This is a genomic window from Pseudomonas sp. MYb2, from assembly GCF_002979955.1.
GTDB lineage: Bacteria > Pseudomonadota > Gammaproteobacteria > Pseudomonadales > Pseudomonadaceae > Aquipseudomonas.
Genome location: NZ_PCQC01000010.1, coordinates 123,141 through 147,847 on the forward strand (window position 1 = coordinate 123,141; position 24,707 = coordinate 147,847).

A 24,707-nucleotide genomic window follows, 5' to 3' on the forward strand; every position below is an offset into this window, starting at 1 on the left:
ATGAATGCTGAAGACTCCTTGAAACTCGCTCGCCGGTTTATCGGGTTGCCCCTGGAAAAGCGCCAGATGTTCCTCGCTGCCCTGCAGAGGGAAGGGGTGGATTTTTCCCGGTTTCCGATTCCGACCGGCGTCGAGGCCGAGGATCGGCAGGCGCTGTCTTACGCACAGCAACGCATGTGGTTTCTCTGGCAGCTGGATCCCCAAGGTGGCGCCTATAACCTGCCAGGCGCGGTACGGCTCAATGGCCGTTTGAACGTGGCGGCGCTGGAGCAAGCCTTCGCCAGCCTGGTCGAGCGCCACGAAACCCTGCGTACGGTGTTCCAGCGCCAGGCCGATGACAGTCTGTCGCAAGTGCCGGCCAGCGCGCCGTTGGTGATCCGTCATGAAGACTTCAGCGCACTGCCGGCCAGCGAGCGTGAGCAGGCTGTGGTGCAGGCCGCCGAACAACAGTCGGTGTTGCCATTCGACCTGGCCGTGGGTCCGCTGCTGCGGGTGACGTTGCTCAAACTCGCCGATCAGGAGCATGTGTTGCTGCTGACCCTGCACCACATCGTTTCCGATGGCTGGTCGATGAACGTATTGATCGACGAGTTCATCCGTTGCTACGACGCGTTCGATGCCGGTCAGCCACCGCAACTGGCCGCGCTGCCGATCCAGTACAGCGACTACGCCTTGTGGCAACGCCGCTGGCTCGAAGCGGGCGAACAGGCGCGCCAACTCGATTACTGGCAGGCGCAACTGGGTGACGAACACCCGGTGCTGGAGCTGCCGCTGGATCATTCGCGTCCGGCGATGCCGAGCTATCGCGGCACTCGCTATGAATTCGCTGTCGATGAACAACTGGCCGAGCAACTGCGCAACACCGCGCAGCAGCATCAAGTCACGTTGTTCATGCTCTTGCTCGGTGCTTTCAACGCGCTGCTGCATCGCTACACCGGCCAGACCGACATCCGTGTCGGCGTGCCGATTGCCAACCGCAACCGTGGCGAAATCGAAGGGCTGATCGGCTTCTTCGTCAACACTCAAGTGCTGCGTACCCAACTGGACGGGCAGACCCGGATTGACGATCTGCTGCGCGCCGTCAAGGACACCGCGCTCGGCGCTCAGGCGCATCAGGATCTGCCGTTCGAGCAATTGGTCGAAGCGCTGAAGCTGGAACGCAGCCTCAGCCACACGCCGCTGTTTCAGGTGATGTACAACCACCAGCCGCAAGTGGCGGACATCGCCAGCATCAGCACGGCCTCCGGTCTACTGTTGAACAGTCTTGACTGGCAGAGCCGTACCACCCAGTTCGATCTGACCCTCGATACCTACGAGAAGGGCGGCAAGCTGCACGCGGCGCTGACGTACGCCAGCGACTTGTTCGAGCCGGCCACCATCGAGCGCATGGCGCGCCACTGGCTGCGCTTGCTCAAGGCCATGGTCGCCGATCCGTCGCAACGCATCGGCGAACTGCCGCTGCTGGAGGCCGATGAGCAGCACACGCTGGTGCATGACTGGAACAACGTTCACGCGGTTTATCCGATGCAAACCCCGATACACCAACTGATCGAAGCGCAGGTCGCGCGCACGCCGAATGCGCCGGCGCTGCTGTTCGGTGAGCAGACGCTGAGCTACGCCGAACTGGATGCGCGGGCCAACCGCCTCGCGCATTTGCTGGGTGAACAAGGCGTGCGGGCCGACAGTCTGGTCGGCGTTTGTGCTCTGCGTTCGGTGGAAATGGTTGTCGCGCTGCTGGCGATTCTCAAGGCTGGCGGCGCTTATGTGCCACTGGATCCGGAGTACCCGCAGGAGCGTCTGGCGTACATGATCGAGGACAGCGGCATCACCTTGCTGCTGACCCAGGATGCTTTGCTGGCATCGCTGCCGACTGACGGCGTGCAGGTCATCACGCTGGATCAGCCGGGCCTGCTCGACCGCTACAGCGATAGCCGTCCGAACGTCAGCATCGATCCGCTGAACCTGGCCTATGTGATTTACACCTCGGGTTCCACCGGCAAACCGAAAGGCGCCGGCAACAGCCACGCGGCGCTGGTCAACCGCTTGTGCTGGATGCAGGAAGCCTACGGCCTCGACGCCAGCGATTCGGTGTTGCAGAAGACCCCGTTCAGTTTCGACGTGTCGGTCTGGGAGTTTTTCTGGCCGCTGCTGACCGGTGCGCGTCTGGTGGTTGCCGCGCCAGGTGCGCACCGCGATCCGCTGCAACTGATCGACATCATCAATCGCCACGGCATCAGTACGTTGCACTTTGTGCCGTCGATGTTGCAGGCGTTCATTCATGAGGCCGGTGTCGAAAGCTGCGTGGGCCTCAAGCGCATCGTCTGCAGCGGTGAAGCACTGCCGCTGGACGCGCAACTGCAAGTCTTCGCCAAACTGCCTAATGCCGGCCTCTACAACCTCTACGGCCCGACCGAAGCGGCCATCGACGTGACCCACTGGACCTGCGTTGACGAAGGCGCCGACAGCGTGCCGATCGGCCGGCCGATCGCCAACCTGCGCACCCACGTCCTCGATGCCGAACTGTTGCCGGTGCCGAGTGGCGTGGCCGGCGAACTGTACTTGGGCGGCGCCGGTCTGGCGCGCAGTTATCACCAGCGCCCGGCGCTGACCGCCGAGCGTTTTGTGCCGTGCCCGTTCCACGACGGCGCGCGCCTGTACCGCACCGGTGACCGTGTGCGCCAGCGCGCCGACGGCGTGATCGAATACCTTGGTCGTCTCGACCATCAAGTGAAACTGCGCGGTCTGCGCATCGAGCTGGGTGAAATTGAAACCCGTCTGATGCAGCATCCGCTGGTGCGCGAAGCGGTGGTGCTGGTTCAGGGCGGCAAACACCTGGTGGCATACCTTGTGCTGGAACAGGCTCAGCCGGACGAGCAGTGGCAGCAGGACGTCAAGGCGTGGCTGCTCGGCAGCCTGCCGGAATTCATGGTGCCGACCTACCTGATGACGCTGACCAAACTGCCGGTCACCGCCAACGGCAAACTCGATCGCAAAGCCTTGCCGCAACCGGATGCCGCTCCGCAACAAGCGTTCGTCGCGCCGCAGGATGCGCTGCAAAAAGCGTTGGCGGCGATCTGGGAAGACGTGCTCGGCCTTGAGCGCGTCGGTCTGGAAGACAACTTCTTCGAACTGGGCGGCGATTCGATCATTTCGATTCAAGTGGTCAGCCGTGCGCGACAGGCCGGGATTCGTCTCAGCCCGCGTGACCTGTTCCAGTACCAAACGGTGCGCAGCCTTGCGCTGGTCGCCACGCTGGATAATCAGACCTCGGTGGATCAAGGGCCGGTGACCGGCGCTGCCGTGCTCGGGCCGATCCAGCAGCATTTCTTCAGTCGTGTGATGCCGCTGCGTGATCACTGGAACCAGTCGCTGCTGCTGACCCCACGCGACAGCTTGAATGCGCAGTGGCTTGAGGCCGCGCTGACGCAGGTGATCAATCATCACGACGCCTTGCGCCTGCGCTTTGTCGAAAGCGCAGACGGCTGGCAGCAGAGCCATGGCCCGCTGGTGGGCAGCGCTGACCTGTGGTTGCGTGATGCCGAGTCGGCGGAACAGTTGCAGTCGTTGTGCAACGAAGCCCAACGCAGCCTCGACCTGCAGAAGGGTCCGCTACTGCGCGCACTGCTGGTGAAGATGGCTGATGGCTCTCAGCGCCTGGCGTTGATCATTCACCACTTGGCAGTGGACGGCGTTTCCTGGCGCGTGCTGCTGGAAGATTTGCAGCAAGCTTACGAGCAGCGCTCGGCGGGCGGAGGCATTCAGTTGCCGGCCAAGACCAATGCCTTCCAGAGCTGGACCGCGCGTCTGGAAAGCGCTGCTGCACGCTTCGATGAACAACTGGATTACTGGAAAAACCAGCATCAGGGCGCACAGGATCTACCGTGCGAGCGACCGGACGGCAGCCTGCAAAACCTGCATGGCGAGAAAATCGAATGGCGCCTCGACGCCGAGCGTACCCGTCAGTTGCTGCAACAGGCGCCGGCGGCGTATCGCACGCAAGTCAATGATCTGTTGTTGACCGCACTGGCGCGCACCATCAGTCGCTGGACCCGCCAGCCCGGCACACTGATCGAGCTAGAGGGGCATGGTCGCGAAGACCTCTTCGATGACATTGACCTGACCCGCACCGTGGGCTGGTTCACCAGTCTGTTCGCGGTCAAGCTGACCGCTGCCGACGATCTCGACGGTTCGATCAAGTCGATCAAAGAGCAACTGCGCGCCGTGCCGGACAAAGGCCTGGGCTACGGCGTGCTGCGTTATCTGGCGGCGCCATCGGTGCGCGCCGAATTGGCGGAGTTGGCTCCGCCACGGATTACCTTTAACTACCTCGGTCAGTTCGACCGCCAGTTCGACGAAGCCGCGTTGTTCGTACCGTCCGCCGAAACCAGCGGTGTCGCGCAGGATCCGGCCGCGCCTCTGGCCAATTGGCTGACCGTGGAAGGTCAGGTCTATGGCGGTGAACTGTCGATGAGCTGGGGTTTCAGCCGCGAGATGTTCGACAGCGCGACCGTGCGGTATCTGGTCGAACAGTACGCCATCGAGCTGCATGCGCTGATCGAACATTGCTGCACGTTGCAAGCCGCACAAGCGACGCCATCGGACTTCCCGTTGGCGCGCGTGACCCAGGCACAACTGGATGCGCTGCCGGTGCCGGCGGGTCAACTCGACGATGTCTATCCGCTGTCGCCGATGCAACAGGGCTTGCTGTTCCACACCCTTTACGAACAAGCGGCGGGTGAGTACATCAACCAGTTGCGCGTCGACGTCGAGGGTCTCGATCCCGAGCGGTTCCGCGCCGCGTGGCAGGCCACCGTCGATGCGCAGGACATTCTGCGCAGCGGGTTCGTCTGGCAGGGTGAGCTGGCGCAGCCGCTGCAGATCGTCCACAAGCGGGTGCAACTGCCGTTCAGCATTCTTGACTGGCGCGACCGCGACGATCAGCCCGCAGCGCTCGCGGCGTTGGCCGATGCCGAGCGCCAGCAAGGTTTTGATCTGAGCTGCGCGCCACTGCTGCGACTGCTGCTGGTGCAGACCGGTGCCGAGCAATGGCATTTGATTTACACCCATCACCACATCCTCATGGACGGCTGGAGCAACTCGCAGTTGCTCGGTGAAGTCTTGCAGCGCTACAGCGGTCGCACGCCGGTGACGGGCGGCGGACGTTATCGCGATTACATCGCCTGGCTGCAACGTCAGGACGGCCAACTGAGTGAAGATTTCTGGAACGGCCAATTAGCTGCCCTGCAAGAGCCGACGCGACTGGCCCGGGCAGCCACCGCTGGCGAGAAGCAGAGCGGCCACGGCGATCACTTCCTGACGCTGGACGTGCAACGCACCCAGGCGCTGGAAACCTTTGCCCGCCAGCAAAAAGTCACCGTCAACACCTTGGTGCAAGCGGCGTGGCTGCTGTTGCTGCAACGCTACACCGGTCACGAAGCCGTGGCGTTCGGTGCGACGGTGGCCGGGCGTCCGGCGGATCTGCCGGGCATCGAGCAGCAGGTCGGTCTGTTCATCAACACCTTGCCGGTGATCGGCGCGCCGCGTCCGGATCAAAGCGTTGGCAGCTGGCTGCAAGCGGTACAGGCGCAAAACCTCAGCTTGCGCGACTTCGAACACACGCCGCTGGCGGACATCCAGCGTTGGGCCGGGCAGGGCGGTGAAGCACTGTTCGACAATATTCTGGTGTTCGAAAACTACCCGATTGCCCAGGCGCTGAGTCAGGCCGGGCAAGGGCTGACATTCGGTGATGTCGGCAATCTCGAACAAACCCATTACGCGCTGAGCGTGGCGGTCACCCTCGGTCAGCAGTTGGCGTTGCACTACAGCTTTGATCGCGGCCAGTTCGCCAGCGATGTCATCGCCGGTATCAGTGCGCACCTGTTGCAATTGCTTGAGCAGTTCGCCGTGTCCGCCGAACGCAACCTCGGTGAAATCGCCTTGGCCGATGCTCAAGAGCAGGCCCGCCAGCAAGCCGAAAACCATCCGCAGCCGTACCCGGTGGACATCGGCGTACATCAGCGTATTGCCGCGTTGGCCACGGAAAATCCGCAGCGCACGGCGGTGATCTTCAACGGTGAGCATTTCAGCTACGGCGAGATCGACCAGCGTGCCAATCAACTGGCGCACGCACTGATCGCCCGCGGCGTCGGCGCAGAAACCCGCGTCGGTGTAGCTCTGCCGCGCAGCGAGTCGGTGATCGTCGCGCTGCTGGCGGTGCTCAAGGCTGGCGGTGCTTATGTGCCGCTGGACACCAGCTATCCGCGCGAACGCCTGGCCTATCTGATCGAAGATTCCGGGCTGGCGCTGCTGATCAGCGACTCGTCGGTGTCGGCGCAATTACCGGTCGATGAGTCGGTGCCGCTGCTGGAACTGGATCGTCTCGATTTGCGCGAGTTGCCGATCAAGGCACCGCAGGTGCAGCTCGATCCGCACAACCTCGCCTACGTGATTTATACCTCCGGTTCCACCGGCAATCCGAAAGGCGTCAGCGTCGCCCACGGTCCGTTGGCCATGCATTGCCAGGCCATCGGTCAGCGTTATGAAATGCGCGACAGTGACTGCGAATTCCACTTCATGTCGTTCGCCTTCGATGGTGCCCACGAACGCTGGCTGACCAGCCTGACTCACGGTGCGTCGCTGCTGATTCGCGACGACACGCTGTGGACGCCGGAGCAGACCTACAACGCGATGATCGAACACGGCGTGACTGTCGTCGCATTCCCGCCGGTGTACCTGCAACAATTGGCCGAACACGCCGAGCGCGTCGGCAATCCGCCGAAGGTGCGTATCTATTGCTTCGGCGGTGACGCGGTGCCGAACGCGAGTTTTGAGCGGGTCAAACGCGCGCTCGATCCGGACTACATCATCAACGGCTACGGTCCGACCGAAACCGTGGTCACTCCACTGATCTGGAAGGCCGGTCGCGAAGTGCCGTGTGGCGCCGCGTACGCGCCAATCGGCAGCCGTATCGGTGACCGCAGCGCCTACGTGCTCGACGCCGATCTGAACCTGCTACCGCAAGGCATGGCCGGTGAGTTGTACCTCGGTGGCACGGGGCTGGCGCGGGGTTATCTGAACCGTCCGGGGCTGACTGCCGAGCGCTTCGTCGCGGACCCGTTCAGCACCACCGGCGGCTTGCTTTATCGCACAGGCGACCTGGTGCGTCAGCGTCTCGATGGCACGTTCGACTATCTGGATCGCATTGACAATCAGGTGAAAATTCGCGGTTTCCGTATCGAGTTGGGCGAAGTTGAAGCAGCCCTGCAAGCCCTCGACGGCGTGCGCGAAGCGGTGGTCGTCGCGCAGGAAGGCAGCGCCGGCAGTGGCAAGCGTCTGGTGGCCTATGTGGTGGGCGATTCCAGCCGTGCCGACTTCACCGACGATCTGCGTGCGCAACTCAAGGCGACGTTGCCGGGGCACATGGTGCCGGCGTATGTCTTGCGTCTGGAGCGCATGCCGCTGACGCCGAACGGCAAACTCGATCGCAAGAACCTGCCGAAACCGGACGTCAGCCAGCTGCAGCAGGCTTACCTTGCACCGCACACGCCGCTGGAACAGCAACTGGCGGCGATCTGGCAAGACGTGCTCAAGCTTGAGCAAGTGGGTATCAGCGACAACTTCTTCGAGCTGGGCGGCGATTCGATCATCTCGATTCAAGTGGTCAGCCGTGCGCGGCAGGCCGGGATTCGCTTCACACCGAAAGACCTCTTCCAGCACCAGACCATTGCAGCGCTGGCCGTGGTCGCGCAGACCGGTGAAGCGTTGCAATTGATCGATCAGCAACCGGTCGCCGGTAGCACAGCGCTGTTGCCGATCCATCAGGAGTTCTTCGCGCAGGCGATTCCCGACCGTCATCACTGGAACCAGTCGGTGATGCTCAAGCCGACGCAGGCGCTGAATGCGCAATTGCTGGAACAAGCACTCGATGCCTTGGTGCTGCATCACGACAGCTTGCGTCTGGACTTTGTCGAGCAGGCTGATGGTTGGGCCGCGCAATACCGTGATGTGGTAACGCAAGCGGGTGAGACCATTCTGTGGCAAGTCGAGGTCGCTGACCTTGCAGCTCTGGAAGTGCTGGGCGACAAGGCGCAACGTAGCCTGCAACTGAGCGGTGGCTCGCTGATTCGCGCGGTGTTGGCGAATCTGGCTGACGGTACGCAACGCCTGTTGCTGATCGTTCATCACCTGGTGGTCGATGGCGTGTCGTGGCGGATCCTGTTCGAAGACCTGCAAAACGCTTATCGGCAGCTCAGTGCCGGTGCATCCGTGCAATTGCCGGCCAAGACCAGCGCAGTCAAAGCCTGGGCGGCAGCGTTGCAGGATTATGCGGCAAGCCCTGCGTTGCAGGCTGAACTGCGCTTCTGGCAGCAGCAGTTGCAAGGCGCTTCGGCCGCCTTGCCTTACGACCATCCGCACGGCGGGCAGCAACACGATCAGGCGCTGACGATCCGCAGCAAACTGGACAAAGCCCTGACCCGTCAACTCTTGCAGGACGCGCCACAGGCCTATCGTACGCAGGTCAACGATCTGCTCCTGACCGCACTGGCGCGAGTGATGGTGCGCTGGACCGGTGACGACAGTGCGCTGGTCTTGCTCGAGGGCCACGGTCGCGAAGACCTCTTCGACAGCATCGACCTGACCCGCACGGTCGGTTGGTTCACCAGTGTGTTCCCGGCGTGTCTGTCACCGGTGACTGAACTGGGTGCATCGCTCAAACAAGTGAAGGAGCAACTGCGGGCCATTCCGCACAAAGGCATCGGCTTCGGTGCGCTGGCGCATCTGGGTGATGAACAGGCGCGCGAAACCCTGCAGGCCTTGCCGGCACCGCGCCTGACTTTCAACTATCTGGGCCAGTTCGACGGCAGCTTCGACGCGGCCGACGAGGCCTTGTTTGTACCGACCAGCGAAGCCGGCGGTGCCGAAGTCAATATGCAAGGGCCGCTGGGCAATCCGCTGGCGCTGAACGGCAAAGTCTTCGGCGGCGAGCTGGACCTGAGCTGGACCTACAGCGGCGCCATGTTCGACGCCGCGACCATCCAGCGCCTGGCCGATGACTACATGCAGGAGCTGACCGCGCTGATCGGCCATTGCTGCGACAGCGGCAACCGTGGCGTGACACCGTCGGACTTCCCGCTGGCGCAACTGTCGCAGCCGCAACTGGATGCGCTGGTGCTGGAGCCGCAAGGCATCGATGACATCTACCCGCTGTCGCCGATGCAGCAGGGCATGCTGTTCCACACCTTGCTCGAACATGGCAATGGCGACTACATCAACCAGATGCGTCTGGACGTTGAGGGCGTCGAGCCGCAGCGCTTCCACGCCGCGTGGCAAGCGGTGGTGGATGCCCACGACATTCTGCGTACCGGGTTCTTCTGGCAGGGTGATCTGCCGCAGCCGGTGCAAGTGGTGCAACGCCAGGTCGAGGTGCCGTTCAGCGTGCTCGACTGGAACGGCAAGACCGATCTCGACACGGCGCTGCAAACCCTCGCTGACGAGGAGCGCGCACTGGGCCTGGACCTGACCTGTGCGCCGTTGCTGCGTCTGGTGCTGGTGCGCACGGCGACTGATCGTCATCACCTGATCTACACCAACCATCACATCCTGATGGATGGCTGGAGCAGCGCGCAGTTGCTTGGCGAAGTGCTGCAGCATTATCGCGGCGAAGCGGTGCCGCGTCCGGCGGGTCGCTATCGCGATTACATCGGCTGGTTGCAGCGTCAGGATGCGGCGGCTGCCGAGAATTACTGGCTGGCAACGCTGGAACACCTGCAAGAGCCGACGCGTCTGGCCAACGCCATCGCGCGGCCAGTCGACGCTTTGCCAAGTGTCGGTTATGGCGACCATTACCAAGTGCTGGACGCTGACCTGAGCGTGCGTCTGGGTGAATTTGCCCGGGCCTCGAAAGTCACCGTCAACACGTTGGTGCAAGCCGCGTGGCTGTTGCTGTTGCAGCGTTACACCGGCAAAGACTGTGTGGCGTTCGGTGCGACCGTGGCCGGGCGTCCGGCGGATCTGCCGGGAGCCGAAGAACAGATCGGTCTGTTCATCAACACCTTGCCTGTGGTGGCCGCGCCGCAAACGCAGCAGAGTCTGGCCAGTTGGCTGCAAGCCGTGCAGGCGCAGAACCTCGCTTCGCGCGAGTTCGAACACACGCCGCTGGCGGACATTCAGCGCTGGGCCGGGCAGGGCGGTGACGCACTGTTCGACAGCCTGATGGTGTTCGAGAACTATCCGATTGGCGAAGCGCTTGAACGGGGCGCGCCGCAGGGATTGCGTTTCGGTGCGGTGGTCAATCAGGAACAGACCAACTATCCGCTGACGCTGCTGGTGAGCATGGGCGCGCAACTGTCGGTGCATTTCAGCTATCAGCGCGACAGTTTTGCGGCGGCGAGTGTCACGCAGTTGGCTGAAAGCCTGCAGCGTCTGCTCGGGCAGATGGCCGAAGCGGGTGAAGGCTCGCTGAGCGACTTGAGCCTGATCGACAACGTCACGAACGTCGAGCCCGACTTCGTCACCGAACTGTGCATTCATCAAGGCATTGCCCGCCAAGTGGCGGCCACGCCGGATGCGCTGGCGGTGACCTTCGCCGATAGGCGACTGACCTACGCCGAACTCGATGCGCAAGCCAACCGTCTGGCGCACAAGCTGATCGAGTTGGGTGTCGGCCCGGAAGTGCGCGTGGGTGTGGCGATGCCGCGTTCCGAACAGCTGCTGATTGCCTTGCTGGCGGTGCTCAAATCCGGCGGCGCGTATGTGCCGCTGGACCCGGATTACCCGGCTGATCGCGTTGCCTACATGCTCGAAGACAGCCTTGCGCGGGTGCTGCTCACCGAGCAAGCGGTCGCCGCAACCCTTAGCGTACCGAGCGATACCCAAGTGCTGCTGATGGATCAGGTTTCGCTGACCGGTTATTCAGGTGTCGCCCCGCAAACGTCGGTGCAGCCGGACAACCTCGCCTACGTGATCTACACCTCCGGTTCCACCGGCAAGCCGAAAGGCGTGGCGATTGCTCACCGCAACGTCATGGCGCTGATCGACTGGTCGGCGAAGGTTTACAGCCGCGACGATATTCAAGGCGTGCTGGCCTCGACTTCGGTGTGCTTCGACCTGTCGGTGTGGGAGCTGTTCGTCACGCTGGCCAATGGCGGATCGCTGATCATCGCGCGCAATGCACTGGAACTACCGACCCTGCCAACTCGCGATCAGGTTCGCTTGATCAACACCGTACCGTCGGCGATCGCTGCGTTGCAACGCGCCGGGCAGATTCCCGCGAGCGTGCGCATCATCAACCTCGCGGGTGAGCCGCTCAAACAAGGGCTGGTCGACGCGTTGTATCAGCAGCCGACAGTCGAGCACGTCTACGACCTTTACGGCCCGTCGGAAGACACCACCTATTCGACCTGGACCCGCCGTATCGCCGGCGGTCAGCCGCGCATCGGTCGTGCGCTCGATCACAGCGCCAGCCATTTGCTCGACGCCGATCTGCAAGCGGTGCCGCATGGGGTTTCGGCCGAGCTGTACCTGTCCGGCGCCGGCATCACCCGCGGTTATCTGGGGCGTGCGGCGATGACCGCCGAGCGCTTTGTACCGAACCCGTTCGTCGGCAATGGCGAGCGCATGTACCGCACCGGCGACCTGATTCGTGAACGCGAAGAGGGCGAACTGGAGTACATGGGCCGGATCGACCATCAGGTGAAAATTCGTGGATTCCGCATCGAACTGGGGGAAATCGAGGCGCGATTGCTCGCTCAACCGGACGTCAGCGAAGCAGCGGTGCTGGCCATCGAAAGCGAAACCGGTGCGCAACTGGTGGCCTATGTGGTCGCCCCGCAGCTGGACATGCATGACGGCGAAGCGCAGCGGCAACTGCGCGACGGACTAAAGACTGGCCTCAAGTCTTCGTTACCTGACTACATGATTCCCGCGCACCTGCTGTTCCTTGAGCAGTTGCCACTGACCCCCAACGGCAAACTCGACCGCAAGGCCCTGCCTGCGGTGGATGCCAGCCAGATGCAGGCCGCATACGTCGCGCCGCAGAGTGAGCTTGAGCAGCAGGTCGCGGCGATCTGGCAGCAAGTGCTCGAGGTTGAACGCATTGGTCTGAACGATCACTTCTTCGAACTGGGCGGGCACTCGCTGCTGGCGGTCAACGTGGTGTCGCGCATCGCCCTCGAACTGGGCCTGACGCTGACCCCGCAACTGTTATTCCAGCACCCCGTCCTGAGCGACTTTGTCGCTCGACTCGATACAGGAGGCGGGGCAATCAACGAACAGAAACTGAGCAAGCTTGAAGCCCTGCTTGACGATATGGAGGAAGTCTGATGGACAAGAGTGTTGCTTTGAGGGTAGCCAAGCGCTTTATCACTCTGCCGCTGGACAAACGTAAGCTGTACCTGGAAAAGATGCTCGAAGAGGGCGTCTCTCCGGCCAACCTGCCGATCCCGGAAATACGCTCCGGGTTTGCAGCGATTCCTCTGTCGTACGCTCAGGAACGCCAACTGTTCCTCTGGCAAATGGATCCGCACAGCACCGCGTATCACATCCCCAGCGCCTTGCGCCTCAAGGGCCAGCTGGACGTGGCGGCGCTGGAACGCAGCTTCAATGCCGTGGCCGCGCGCCACGAAAGTTTGCGCACCACGTTTGCCGAGCACGGCGAAACCTTCTGCCAAGTGATTCACCCGCAATTGCCACTGAGCATCACCCTGACACCGCTGCCGGCAGGCCTCGACAGCGCTGGCGAAGAGGCGGCGATCAAGGCGTTTGTCGAAAGCGAAACCGCGCGCCCGTTCAATCTGCAACAGGGTCCGCTGCTGCGCGTGGCATTGCTCAAGGTCGCTGATGACGATCATGTGCTGGTGTTGATCCAGCACCACATCATCGCCGATGGCTGGTCGATCAAAGTGCTGGTCAACGAGCTGATCCAGCATTACGCCGCCGACAGCGCCGGGCAGCCGTTGAGCCTGCCGGAACTGGAGGTGCAATACGCCGACTATGCGATCTGGCAGCGCCACTGGCTGGAAGCGGGCGAGCGTGAGCGACAACTGGCTTACTGGATCAAGACACTGGACGGCGAGCAGCCGGTGCTGGAACTGCCGATCGATTTCCCGCGCCCGGCGGTGCAAAGCCTGCGCGGTGCACGTCTGCAACTGGACCTGCCAGCCACCCTCGGCGATGCGCTCAAGCAACTGGCCCAGCGCGAAGGCGCGAGCCTGTTCATGCTGTTGCTGGCGTCGTTTCAGGCGTTGCTGCATCGCTACAGCGGTCAGGCGCAGATTCGCGTCGGCGTGCCGACCGCCAACCGCAACCGGGTCGAGACCGAAGGCCTGATCGGCTTCTTCGTCAACACCCAAGTACTCAATGCCGAAGTGCATGGTCAACTGCCGTTCAACCAACTGCTGGCGCAGGTCAAGCAAGCGGCGATGGCCGCGCAGGCGCATCAGGATCTGCCGTTCGAGCAGTTGATCGAAGCGCTGCAACCGGAACGCAGCCTGAGCCACAGCCCGGTGTTCCAGGTGATGTTCAACCATCAGACCAGTCGTGATCAGGGGCGTGGCGCGGTACAACTGCCGCAGCTGAGCGTCGAGGATGTGCAGTGGGAAGGGCGCACCGCGCAGTTCGACCTGACCCTCAATACCTATGAATCGAATGACGGTTTCGCCGCCGAGTTGACCTACGCCACCGATCTGTTCAAGCCGGAAACGGTCGAGCGTCTGGCGCGTCACTGGCAGAACCTGTTGCAGGGCATAATCGCCGCGCCAACCCAGCGTGTCGGTGAACTGCCGCTGCTGGAAAGTGCTGAACACGGCGTGTTGTTGCAAGACTGGTTGCGCGTGGCGGATCACAGTGCGCAGGCCGAGTGCGTGCAGCTGGACTTTGCCTTGCAGGCGCAGAGAAACCCGCAGGCGACGGCGCTGATCATCGGCGACGACGTACTGACGTATGGCGAACTGGATGCCCGGGCCAATCAACTGGCGCATCACCTGATCGAGGCCGGCGTCGGCCCGGATCAACCGGTCGGCATCGCGGTCGAGCGCAGCGTTGAGATGATCGTCGGCCTGTTGGCGATCCTCAAGGCCGGCGGCGCTTATGTGCCGCTGGACCCGGCGTATCCCGAGGATCGCCTGGCCTACATGATCGAAGACAGCGGTCTGCAATTGCTGCTGACCCAAACGCATTTGCAAGCGCAGTTGCCGATCCCGGCGGGTGTGCAAACCCTGTTGCTCGATCAGCCAGCTGCCTGGCTGGCGGCTTATCCACAGACCGCACCGGACGTGGCCGTCAATGGCGAGCATCTGGCCTACACGATCTACACCTCCGGCTCTACCGGCAAACCGAAAGGCGTGATGGTGCGCCACGCGGCGCTGAGCAACTTTGTCGCGAGCATGATCAACCAGCCGGGGATTGCCGCTGCGGATCGCATGCTGTCGCTGACCACGTTCTCGTTTGATATTTTTGGCCTGGAAATCTATGGCCCGCTGCTGGCTGGCGCCTGTGTGGTGCTGACCGGCAAGGATGTGCATCAGGATCCGCAAGCGGTGCTCGAACTGATCGAGCGTCATGCCGTCAGCGTCCTGCAAGCCACGCCATCGACCTGGCGCATGCTGCTCGATAACGAGCACGCGGCGATTCTCAAGGGCCGCACGTTCCTCTGCGGCGGTGAAGCACTGCCGCAGGAACTGGCCCAGCGCATGCTGGCGCTGACGCCGAGCGTGTGGAACCTGTATGGCCCGACCGAAACCACGATCTGGTCGGCGCAACATGCGCTGAGTGCGGACCACAGCCGTCCATTCCTCGGCACCCCGATCGACAACACCGCACTGTACATCCTCGGCAGCGACCTTGAGCTAAATCCGCTCGGCGCACCCGGTGAATTGCTGATTGGCGGTGACGGTCTGGCGCGCGGTTATTTCCAGCGCCCGAGCCTGACCGCCGAACGTTTTGTGCCGGATCCGTTTTCGGCAAACGGTGCGCGTCTGTACCGCACCGGCGACCTGACCCGTTATCGCGCAGAAGGCGTGATCGAGTACATCGGGCGCATCGATCATCAAGTCAAAATCCGTGGTTTCCGAATCGAGCTTGGCGAGATCGAAGCGCGTTTGCTCGCGCTCGACAGCGTGCGCGAAACCGTGGTGGTCGCGCAGGACGGCCCGACTGGACCGCAACTGGTCGGCTATGTGGTGCCATCCTACAGCACTGTTGATGAAGTCGAACTGCGCGCTGAATTGAAAGCCAGCCTCAAGGCCGAGCTGCCGGAATACATGGTGCCGGCGCACCTGTTGTTCCTCGCGCAACTGCCGCTGACCCCCAACGGCAAAGTCGACCGCAAAGCCTTGCCGGCACCCGACGCCAGCCAGTTGCAGTCAACCTATATCGCGCCGCAAACCGCGACTCAACATGCCGTCGCCGAGATCTGGCAAGCGGTGCTCAAGCTTGAGCGTGTCGGCCTCAGTGACAACTTCTTCGAACTCGGCGGCCATTCCTTGCTGGTGACCCAAGTGGTCTCGCGAGTGCGTCAGGCGCTGAATGTTCAGGTGCCGCTGCGCACACTGTTCGAGCACAGCACGCTGGAAGATTTCGTTGCTGCTTTGGGTGTCGATCAGGCGACTCAGGAGCCGGCGATTGTCGCGTTGCCACGTCTGCAACCGTTGGCACTTTCCTATGCGCAGGAACGCCAATGGTTCCTCTGGCAACTGGAACCGACCAGCACCGCCTATCACGTTCCGGCTGCGCTGCGTCTGCGCGGTGAGCTGAATCTGCCGGCATTGCAGCAAAGCTTCAATGCATTGATCGAGCGCCACGAATCCCTGCGCACCTGCTTTGTCGAACAGCAGGGCCAGACCCTGCAAGTGATTCAGGCCCACGGCACGCTGGATCTGCAAGTGCAGCACGTTGCCGGGCTCGACGATGCAGCGTTGCAAGCGCTGGTCGCCGAAGAAACCCTGCACTTGTTCAACCTGCAGCAAGGCCCGTTGCTGCGAGTGAAACTGCTGCGCCTGGCCGCCGATGACCATGCGCTGGTGATCACCTTGCACCACATCGTCTCCGACGGTTGGTCGATGAACATCATGGTCGATGAACTGGTGGCGCTCTATGCCGCGTACAGCCAGGGCCAGACCGCGCCATTGCCGGCGTTGCCGGTGCAATACGCCGACTACGCCGTGTGGCAGAAACAGTGGATGGACGCCGGTGAGCGCGAGCGTCAGTTGAATTACTGGACCGCGCAACTCGGCGATGGCGATCAACCGTTGCTGGAGCTGCCGACCGACCGTCCGCGCCCTGCCGAGCAAAGCTATCGCGGCGCGCGTCGCGACATCCCCCTGAGCCTCGAACTGGCTACTGCCCTCAAGCAAGTCGCGCAACGTGAGAGCGTCACCCTGTTCGCGTTGTTGCTGGCCTCGTTCCAGACCTTGCTGCACCGCTACAGCGGTCAGGCCGACATCCGCGTTGGCGTGCCGGTGGCCAACCGTAACCGGGTGGAAACCGAAGGGCTGATCGGCTTCTTCGTCAACACCCAGGTACTCAAAACCGAATTCGACAGCCAGCAGACGTTCCGCAGCCTGTTGCAACAAGTGAAGAACACCGTGCTCGGCGCTCAGGCCCATCAGGATCTGCCGTTCGAGCAACTGGTCGACGCACTGCAACCGGAACGCAGCCTCAGCCACAGCCCGCTGTTCCAGGTGATGCACAACCACCAGAGCCAGGCGCGTCAGGCGCAGGGCGCGACACGCCTGCCGCAACTGCAGATCGAAGGCTTGCCGTGGGCGTCGAACACCGCGCAGTTCGATCTGACCCTGAACACCTTCGAATCGACCGACAACGTCTGGGCCGAGCTGACTTACGCCACCGACCTGTTCGACGTCGAGACCATCGAGCGCCTGTCGCGACACTGGACGAATCTGCTGCACGGCATCGTCGCCGACAGCGGCCAGCGTATCGCTGAACTGCCGCTGCACGACGCTGCCGAACGCGCAGCAACCCTGCTGCAATGGAACCCGGCCGTGGCCGATTTCCCTAACGAGCAGTGCCTGCATCACTTGATCGAAGCCCAGGCCGCCCGCGCACCGCAAGCGGTGGCCGTGACGTATGCAGAACAGTCCTTGAGCTACGGTGAACTCAACAGCCGGGCCAACCAGTTAGCGCACAAGCTGATTGCCAGCGGCGTCGGCCCGGACGTGCGCGTGGGTCTGGCGGTGGAGCGCAGCCTCGACATGCTGGTCGGCTTGCTGGCGATTCTCAAGGCGGGCGGCGCGTATGTGCCGCTGGACCCGAGCTATCCGGAAGAGCGTCTGGCCTACATGATTGGCGACAGCGGCATCGGCCTGCTGTTGAGCCAAAGCCATCTGCTCGGTCGACTGCCCGTACCAGACTCGGTGCGCAGCCTGATGCTCGATCAGGATCGCGAAGACCTCGAAGGTTACAGCGACAGCAATCCGCAAGTGCGCATGAGCGCCGACAACCTCGCATACGTGATCTACACCTCGGGTTCGACCGGTCAGCCAAAGGGCACCTTGCTCGCGCAGCGCAACGTGCTGCGCCTGTTCGAAGCCACTGCGGCGTGGTTCGATTTCGGCGCGCAGGATGTCTGGAGCCTGTTCCATTCCTACGCGTTCGACTTCTCCGTGTGGGAGATTTTCGGCGCGTTGCTGTACGGCGGCAAACTGGTGGTGGTGCCTTACGAGGTCAGCCGTGCGCCGGAAGATTTCTTCGCTTTGCTCTGTCGCGAAGGCATCACCGTGCTCAACCAGACACCCTCGGCGTTCAAGCAACTGATGCAGGTCGCCTGCGCCCCGGAACACGCCGCGCAACAACTGGCGCTGCGTTACGTGGTGTTCGGCGGTGAGGCGCTGGAAGTGAAAAGCCTGCGTCCATGGTTCGAGCGTTTCGGCGATCAAACGCCGCAACTGATCAACATGTACGGCATCACTGAAACCACCGTGCACGTGACCTACCGGCCGTTGTCGATGGCCGATTTGCAGCGTGACGCCAGCAGCCCGATCGGCGAGCCGATTGCCGACCTGTCGTGGTACTTGCTCGACGGCGATCTGAACCCGGTGGCCAAGGGTTGCATCGGTGAGCTGTACGTCGGTCGCGCCGGCCTGGCGCGCGGTTATCTGAACCGTGCCGATCTGACGTCGTTGCGGTTTATTCCCGATCCGTTTGCCGCTGATGGTGGTCGTCTGTACCGCACCGGCGACCTGGCGCGTTATCGCGCTGACGGCGTGATCGAATACATCGGGCGGATCGACCATCAGGTGAAGATTCGCGGTTTCCGTATCGAACTCGGTGAGATCGAAGCGCAACTGCTCGAACAGGCTGCCGTACGCCAAGCCGTGGTGCTGGCGCAGCCGGGCCTCAGTGGTCAACAACTGGTTGCGTATCTGGTGCCGACTGATGCGGCATTGCTCGACGCCAGCGCCGCTGAACAAGCGCAATGGCGCGACCGCGTGCGTGCCGAACTCAAGGAAAACCTGCCGGATCACATGATCCCGGCGCACTTGTTGCTGCTCGGGCAATTGCCGCTGACCGCCAACGGCAAACTCAACCGCAGTGCCTTGCCGTCGCCGGATGCCAGTCAGGCGCAGCAGACCTATCAGGCGCCGCAAAGCGAGCTGGAACAACGCTTGGCGTCGATCTGGCAAGACGTGCTGAAGCTGCCGCAAGTGGGCCTCAACGACAACTTCTTCGAACTGGGCGGCGATTCGATCATCTCGATTCAGGTGGTCAGCCGCGCGCGACAGGCCGGTATTCGCTTGAACCCGAAAGACCTGTTCCAGCACCAGACCATTCAACGTCTGGCCCTGGTCGCGCAGTTGGGCGATGACGATACGAGCATCGACCAACAAGCGGTGACCGGCGCAGCGTTGCTGTTGCCGATCCAGCAGCAGTTCTTCGACGATGAAATCCCTGAGCGTCATCACTGGAACCAATCGGTGCTGCTCAAGCCGCGCCAGCCGCTGGACGCGGACAAAGTCGAGCAAGTGTTGCGTGCGCTGGTTGCCCATCACGATGCCTTGCGCCTGAGTTTCACCCAGCACAACGGCGTGTGGCAGGCCGAGCACCGCGCGGTTGAAGATCAACCGCAAAACCTGCTGTGGCAGGAAGCCGTCGCCGATGCCGACGCACTGGAGGCCTTGGGCAACCGCGCCCAGCGCAGCCTCGATCTGCAGAACGGGCCGCTGTTGCGTGCGGTGCTGGCGAATCTGGCCGATGGCACCCAGCGTTTGCAGTTGGTCATTCATCACTTGGTGGTGGACGGCGTGTCGTGGCGGATTCTGCTGGAGGATCTGCAGAACGCGTATCAGCAATTGCTTGACGGTCAGGCGCTGCGCCTGCCCTCGAAAACCAGCGCCTTCAAGGACTGGAGCGAACACTTGCAGCGCTACGCCAACAGTGCAGCGTTGCAGCAGGAACTGGCTTACTGGCAGGCCTGCCTGAGCGATGTCAGCACCGATCTGCCGTGCAAGCGTGCCGATGCCGGTCAGCACAATCGTCTGGCGCACACTGTGCAGACCCGTCTCGGCAGCGAGCTGACCCGACAGTTGCTGCAAGAAGCCCCGGCGGCGTATCGCACCCAGGTCAACGACTTGCTGCTGACGGCGTTGGCGCGGGTCATTGGCCGCTGGAGCGGGCAGGCGTCGACGCTGATTCAGCTCGAAGGTCATGGGCGTGAAGAGCTGTTCGACGGTGTTGACCTGACCCGCACCGTGGGCTGGTTCACCAGCCTGTTCCCGGTGCGCCTGACCCCGACGGTGACGCCGGGCGAGTCGATCAAACAGATCAAGGAACAACTGCGCTCGATCCCCAATAAAGGCATCGGTTTCGGTGCACTGCGTCATCTTGGCGATGCTCAGGCACAACAGAGCCTGCGTGAATTGCCGACCCCGCGCATCACCTTCAACTACCTCGGCCAGTTCGACGGCAGTTTCGAGGGCGATGACGGCGCGCTGTTTGCACCGGCGCCGGACAATGCCGGTCTCGACCAGAGCCCGGACGCGCCAATGGGCAATTGGCTGACCCTCAACGGTCAGGTGTACGGCGGCGAATTGCGCGTAGGCTGGACATTCAGCAGCGAGCGTTTCGACAGTGCTGTGATCGAAGCACTGGCGGCGGATTACGCCGAGGAGCTGGCCACTTTGATCGGCCATTGCCTGACCCCGGGCATCGCTGGGCTGACGCCTTCGGACTTCCCGCTGGCCGGGCTGACCCAGGCACAGCTCGACGGCTTGCCAACCCGTCCACAGCAGATTGACGACATCTATCCGTTGTCGCCGATGCAGCAGGGCATGTTGTTCCACACCCTCTACGCGCAACAGTCCGGCGACTACATCAACCAGATGTGTGTGGCCGTCGATGGCTTGCAGGTCGAGCGTTTCCGCGACGCCTGGCAAGCGGCGATGGACAGCCACGAAGTGCTGCGCAGCGGTTTTGTCTGGGAAGGTGACCTGCCCAATGCCCTGCAAGTGGTGCACAAAGGCTTGCAAGTGCCGTTCAGCGTGCTCGACTGGCGTGATCGCAGCGACCAGGCGCAAGCGCTGAAAGCCTTGGAACTTGAACAACGCCAGCAAGGTTTTGATCTGCACGCGGCACCGTTACTGCGTCTGGTCGTGGTGCAGGTGGCGGCTGAGCGCTTCCATCTGATTTACACCTCGCACCACATTCTGATGGACGGCTGGAGCAACTCGCAGTTGCTCGGCGATGTATTGCAGCGCTATCACGGCCACGCGCCGGCGATGGGGGCGGGACGTTATCGCGATTACATCGAGTGGTTGGCGCAGCAGGATGCGCAGGTCACGGAAAACTTCTGGAAGGGCCAACTGGCCGACTTCGAGACACCGACGTATCTGGCCGATGCCGTGCCGCACCTCGTTGATGCAAGCGTCAGCGGTCAGGGTGAATACCTGCTGACCCTCGACACTCACGCGACCGCTGAACTCAACAGTTTTGCCCGGGCACAAAAAGTCACGGTCAACACGTTGGTGCAAGCCGCGTGGTTGCTGTTGTTGCAGCGCTATACCGGGCAGGACACGGTCACGTTCGGCGCCACGGTATCGGGACGACCGGCGCAGTTGAACGGCGTCGAAGGTCAGATCGGTCTGTTCATCAACACCTTGCCGATCATTGCCAGCCCACGTGCCGAACAGTCATTGCCGCAATGGCTGCAACAGGTGCAGGCACAGAACCTGCTGCTGCGCGAGCAGGAACATACGCCGCTGTTCGACATCCAGCGTTGGGCGGGGCAGAGCGGTGAGGCGTTGTTCGACAACATTCTGGTGTTCGAGAACTACCCGATTGCCGAAGCCTTGCAACAAGCCGAATCGGCGGATCTGCGCTTTGGCGAAGTCGACCGTTATGAGCAGACCAACTATCCGCTGACGTTGATGGTCAACCTCGATCAGCAATTGACCGTGCACTTCAGCTATCAACAGACAAGTTTTGCCGCCGGCACCGTGGTCAAACTGGCAACGCAGTTGCAGCAACTGTTGAGCGGCATGCGCGCCAGTGTCGAAGGCTGTCTGGGCGAATGGAACCTGCTTGAAGCAGACGATGAGCAGCGCATCCTGCGTGACTGGAATCCGCAGGCAACCGCTGACCTTGAGCCGATTTGCATTCACCAGGCCATCGAGCGTCAGGTCGCTGCCCAGCCGAACGCGCGCGCCGTGACGTTCGGCCAGCAATCCTTCACCTATGGCGATATCGATGCCCGGGCCAATCGCCTGGCGCACCGTTTGATCAGCACTGGCGTCGCCGCCGAAGTGCGCGTCGGTGTGGCGATGCAGCGCTCTGACAACCTGCTGGTGGCATTGCTCGCGGTCCTCAAGGCTGGTGGTACCTACGTGCCGCTGGACCCGGATTACCCGGCGGATCGGGTCGCCTACATGCTTGAAGACAGCCGCGCCCGCGTGCTGCTGACCGAGACCGATGTGGCGGCCACCCTGTCGCTCGCCAGCGACATGCAAGTGTTGCTGCTGGATCAACTGGATCTCTCGGCCTACAGCACGGTCGCGCCTGTCACCGACGTGAGTGTGAACAATCTTGCCTACGTGATTTACACCTCTGGTTCCACCGGCAAGCCCAAAGGCGTATCGATCAGCCATGCCAACATCATGGCGCTGAGCGACTGGTCGAAGCACCTCTACAGCCGCGAGGACATTCAAGGTGTGCTCGCTTCGACGTCGGTGTGTTTCGACCTGTCGGTGTGGGAGCTGTTTGTCACCCTGGCCAATGGCGGTTCGTTGATCATCGCGCGCAACGCGCTGGAGTTGCCGAACTTGCCGGCGCGCGATCAGGTGCGCCTGATCAATACCGTGCCGTCGGCAATCAATGCCTTGCAAGACTCTGGCGATATTCCGGCCAGCGTACGCATCATCAACCTGTGCGGCGAAGCGCTGAAGCAGAACCTGGTGGACACCCTGTATCAACAGGCGACCATCGCCGATATCTTCGACTTGTACGGCCCGTCGGAAGATACCGTTTACTCCACCTGGACCCGTCGAGAGGCTGGCGGCACGGCGAACATCGGTCGACCGATGATCCGCACCGCCAGTTATGTGCTGGGCGGCGATCTGCAACCGGCACCACAGGGTGTGTCGGCGGAGTTGTACCTTGCCGGTGCCGGTCTCAGCCGTGGCTATCTGGGCCGGGCGGCGATGACCGCAGAGAAATTCGTGCCTAACCCTTTCGCCGGCAATGGCGAGCGTATGTACCGCACCGGCGACCTGACCCGTTATCTGGGCGACGGCACGTTGCAATACGTCGGGCGTATCGATCATCAGGTGAAGGTGCGCGGTTTCCGTATCGAGCTGGGCGAAATCGAAGCGCGTCTGTTGCAGATCGACAACGTCAGCCAGGCGCTGGTGGTGGCGCAACCGATCGCCTCCAGCCATCAACTGGTGGCGTATGTGGTGGTCGATGACGCGACCGTGGCCAGCGCCGATGCAGCCGCGCAAGCGGTGCTGCGCGAAGCGCTGAAGACGCGACTCAAGGTGCACTTGCCGGACTACATGATTCCGGCGCACGTGCTGTTCCTCGCCAGCCTGCCGCTGACGCCGAATGGCAAGGTCGACCGCAAAGCCTTGCCGAGCATCGACGCGTTTGTCGCGGCGGGTGACTTCGTTGCCCCCGTCGGTGAACTGGAACAGCAGATCGCAGCCATCTGGCAAAACGTCCTGGAACTCGATCAGGTCAGCCGCGAGGATCATTTCTTCGAACTGGGCGGGCACTCGCTGCTGGCCACTCAGGCAGTTTCGCGTTTGCGCCATTTGACCGGCGGCACGTTGAGCCTGCGGGACCTGTTCAACTATCCGCGCCTCAAGGATCTGGCCACCTGGATGGCCGAAGAACAAACACCGGCCCTTGGCGGGGCGGCCAGTCAGGCCGTTCCACTGAAGGCCTGGGGCAGCAAATCGACGGCACCGCTGTCGCTGGTGCAACGGCGTTTGTGGGTCGCCGAGCAATTGTCCGGCGGCAGTTCGGCCTACGGCATGCCGCTGGCCCTGCGCTTGCGCGGTGAGCTGTCGGTCGAGCGCTTCATGAGCAGTTTTGCCGAAGTGGTGCGCCGTCATGAAGTGCTGCGCACCGCGTACTCGCAGGATGACGAAGGTGATCCGATTGCGCTGATTGCCGAGACGGTCGATGTCGACTTCCCGTTGCTCGATTTGTCCGGTCTGTCGCGCAGTGCCCAGGAAGAACAGGTCGCGCAGGCTGCGCTGGATAACGCGCGAACGCCGATCGATCTGGAGCAGGCGCCATTGTGGCGCGGGCGCATTCTGCATCTGTCACCGACCGAGCATGTGCTGCTGTTCTCCATGCATCACATCATTTCTGACGGTTGGTCGATGGGCGTGTTGATCAACGAACTGGTGCAGCTCTATGAGCTGAGCAAGGCCGGTGCTGCCGCGTCGTTGCCGGCGCTGGAAGTGCAGTACTCGGACTTTGCCCTGTGGCAACAGGAGCTGGAACGGCAAGGGATTCTTGGCCAGCAGGCGGATTACTGGAGAGAGATGCTCAGTGGTTACAGCGGGCAGCTCAACCTGCCGCTGGACACCCCGCGAGGGCCGGTGGCGTCGTACGACGGTGATGCCGTGCAGTTCCATCTGCCGAAGGATTTGAGTCAGGCCTTGCGCAAGGTTGCCAATGACGCCGGGGTGACGCTGTACAGCACGCTGCTGGCGTCGTTCCAGGTGTTGTTGCATCAATTCAGCGGCGGCGACGACGTGTTGGTCGGCGCCGACGTCGCTGGACGCGAGCAGGCGCAGCTGGAACAACTGATCGGCTTCTTCGTCAACGTCTTGCCGCTGCGTTCACGCTTCTCGGCGGACACGGCGTTCTCGGCATTCCTCGCCCGCACGCAGGACACCCTGCTCAGCGCGCTGGAGCATCAGGACCTGCCGCTGGACATGATCGTCGAATCCTGTGGCGTGCCGCGCCACAAGGGCATGAACCCGTTGGTGCAGGTGTTGTTCGTGATGAACAACCTGCCGGGCCGTACCCAATCCATGGGCGGTTTGAGCGTCGAGCCGCTGGCGGCGCTGCAGAGCCATTCTAAATTCGACATGGCATTGTTCGTTGACGAAGAAGAAGGGCAATTGCTGGGTAATTGGCAATTCGCCACAACCTTGTTCGGACACGAGCGCATTCAGTACCTGGTGCAGGCCTGGATAGCCCTGTTGGAACAGATCGTCGCTGATCAGGACATTCAATTGGGAGCT

General features: G+C 62.4%; 2 protein-coding genes (1 of these 2 only partly in view). Both read left to right on the forward strand.

The window, feature by feature from the left end; genetic code table 11:
* Positions 1–12,321 (forward strand): non-ribosomal peptide synthetase, encoded by a 12,321-nt coding sequence (locus CQ009_RS18190; RefSeq protein ID WP_105707962.1) that lies wholly within the window; start codon positions 1–3, stop codon positions 12,319–12,321.
* Positions 12,321–24,707, forward strand: the 5' portion of a protein-coding gene (locus CQ009_RS18195) for a non-ribosomal peptide synthetase (RefSeq protein WP_105707964.1). The gene runs 1,140 nt beyond the window's last position; 12,387 of the gene's 13,527 nt are visible here — the first part of the coding sequence; the start codon lies at positions 12,321–12,323; its stop codon lies beyond the right edge, outside the window. The genes CQ009_RS18190 and CQ009_RS18195 overlap by 1 nt, the downstream gene beginning before the upstream one ends.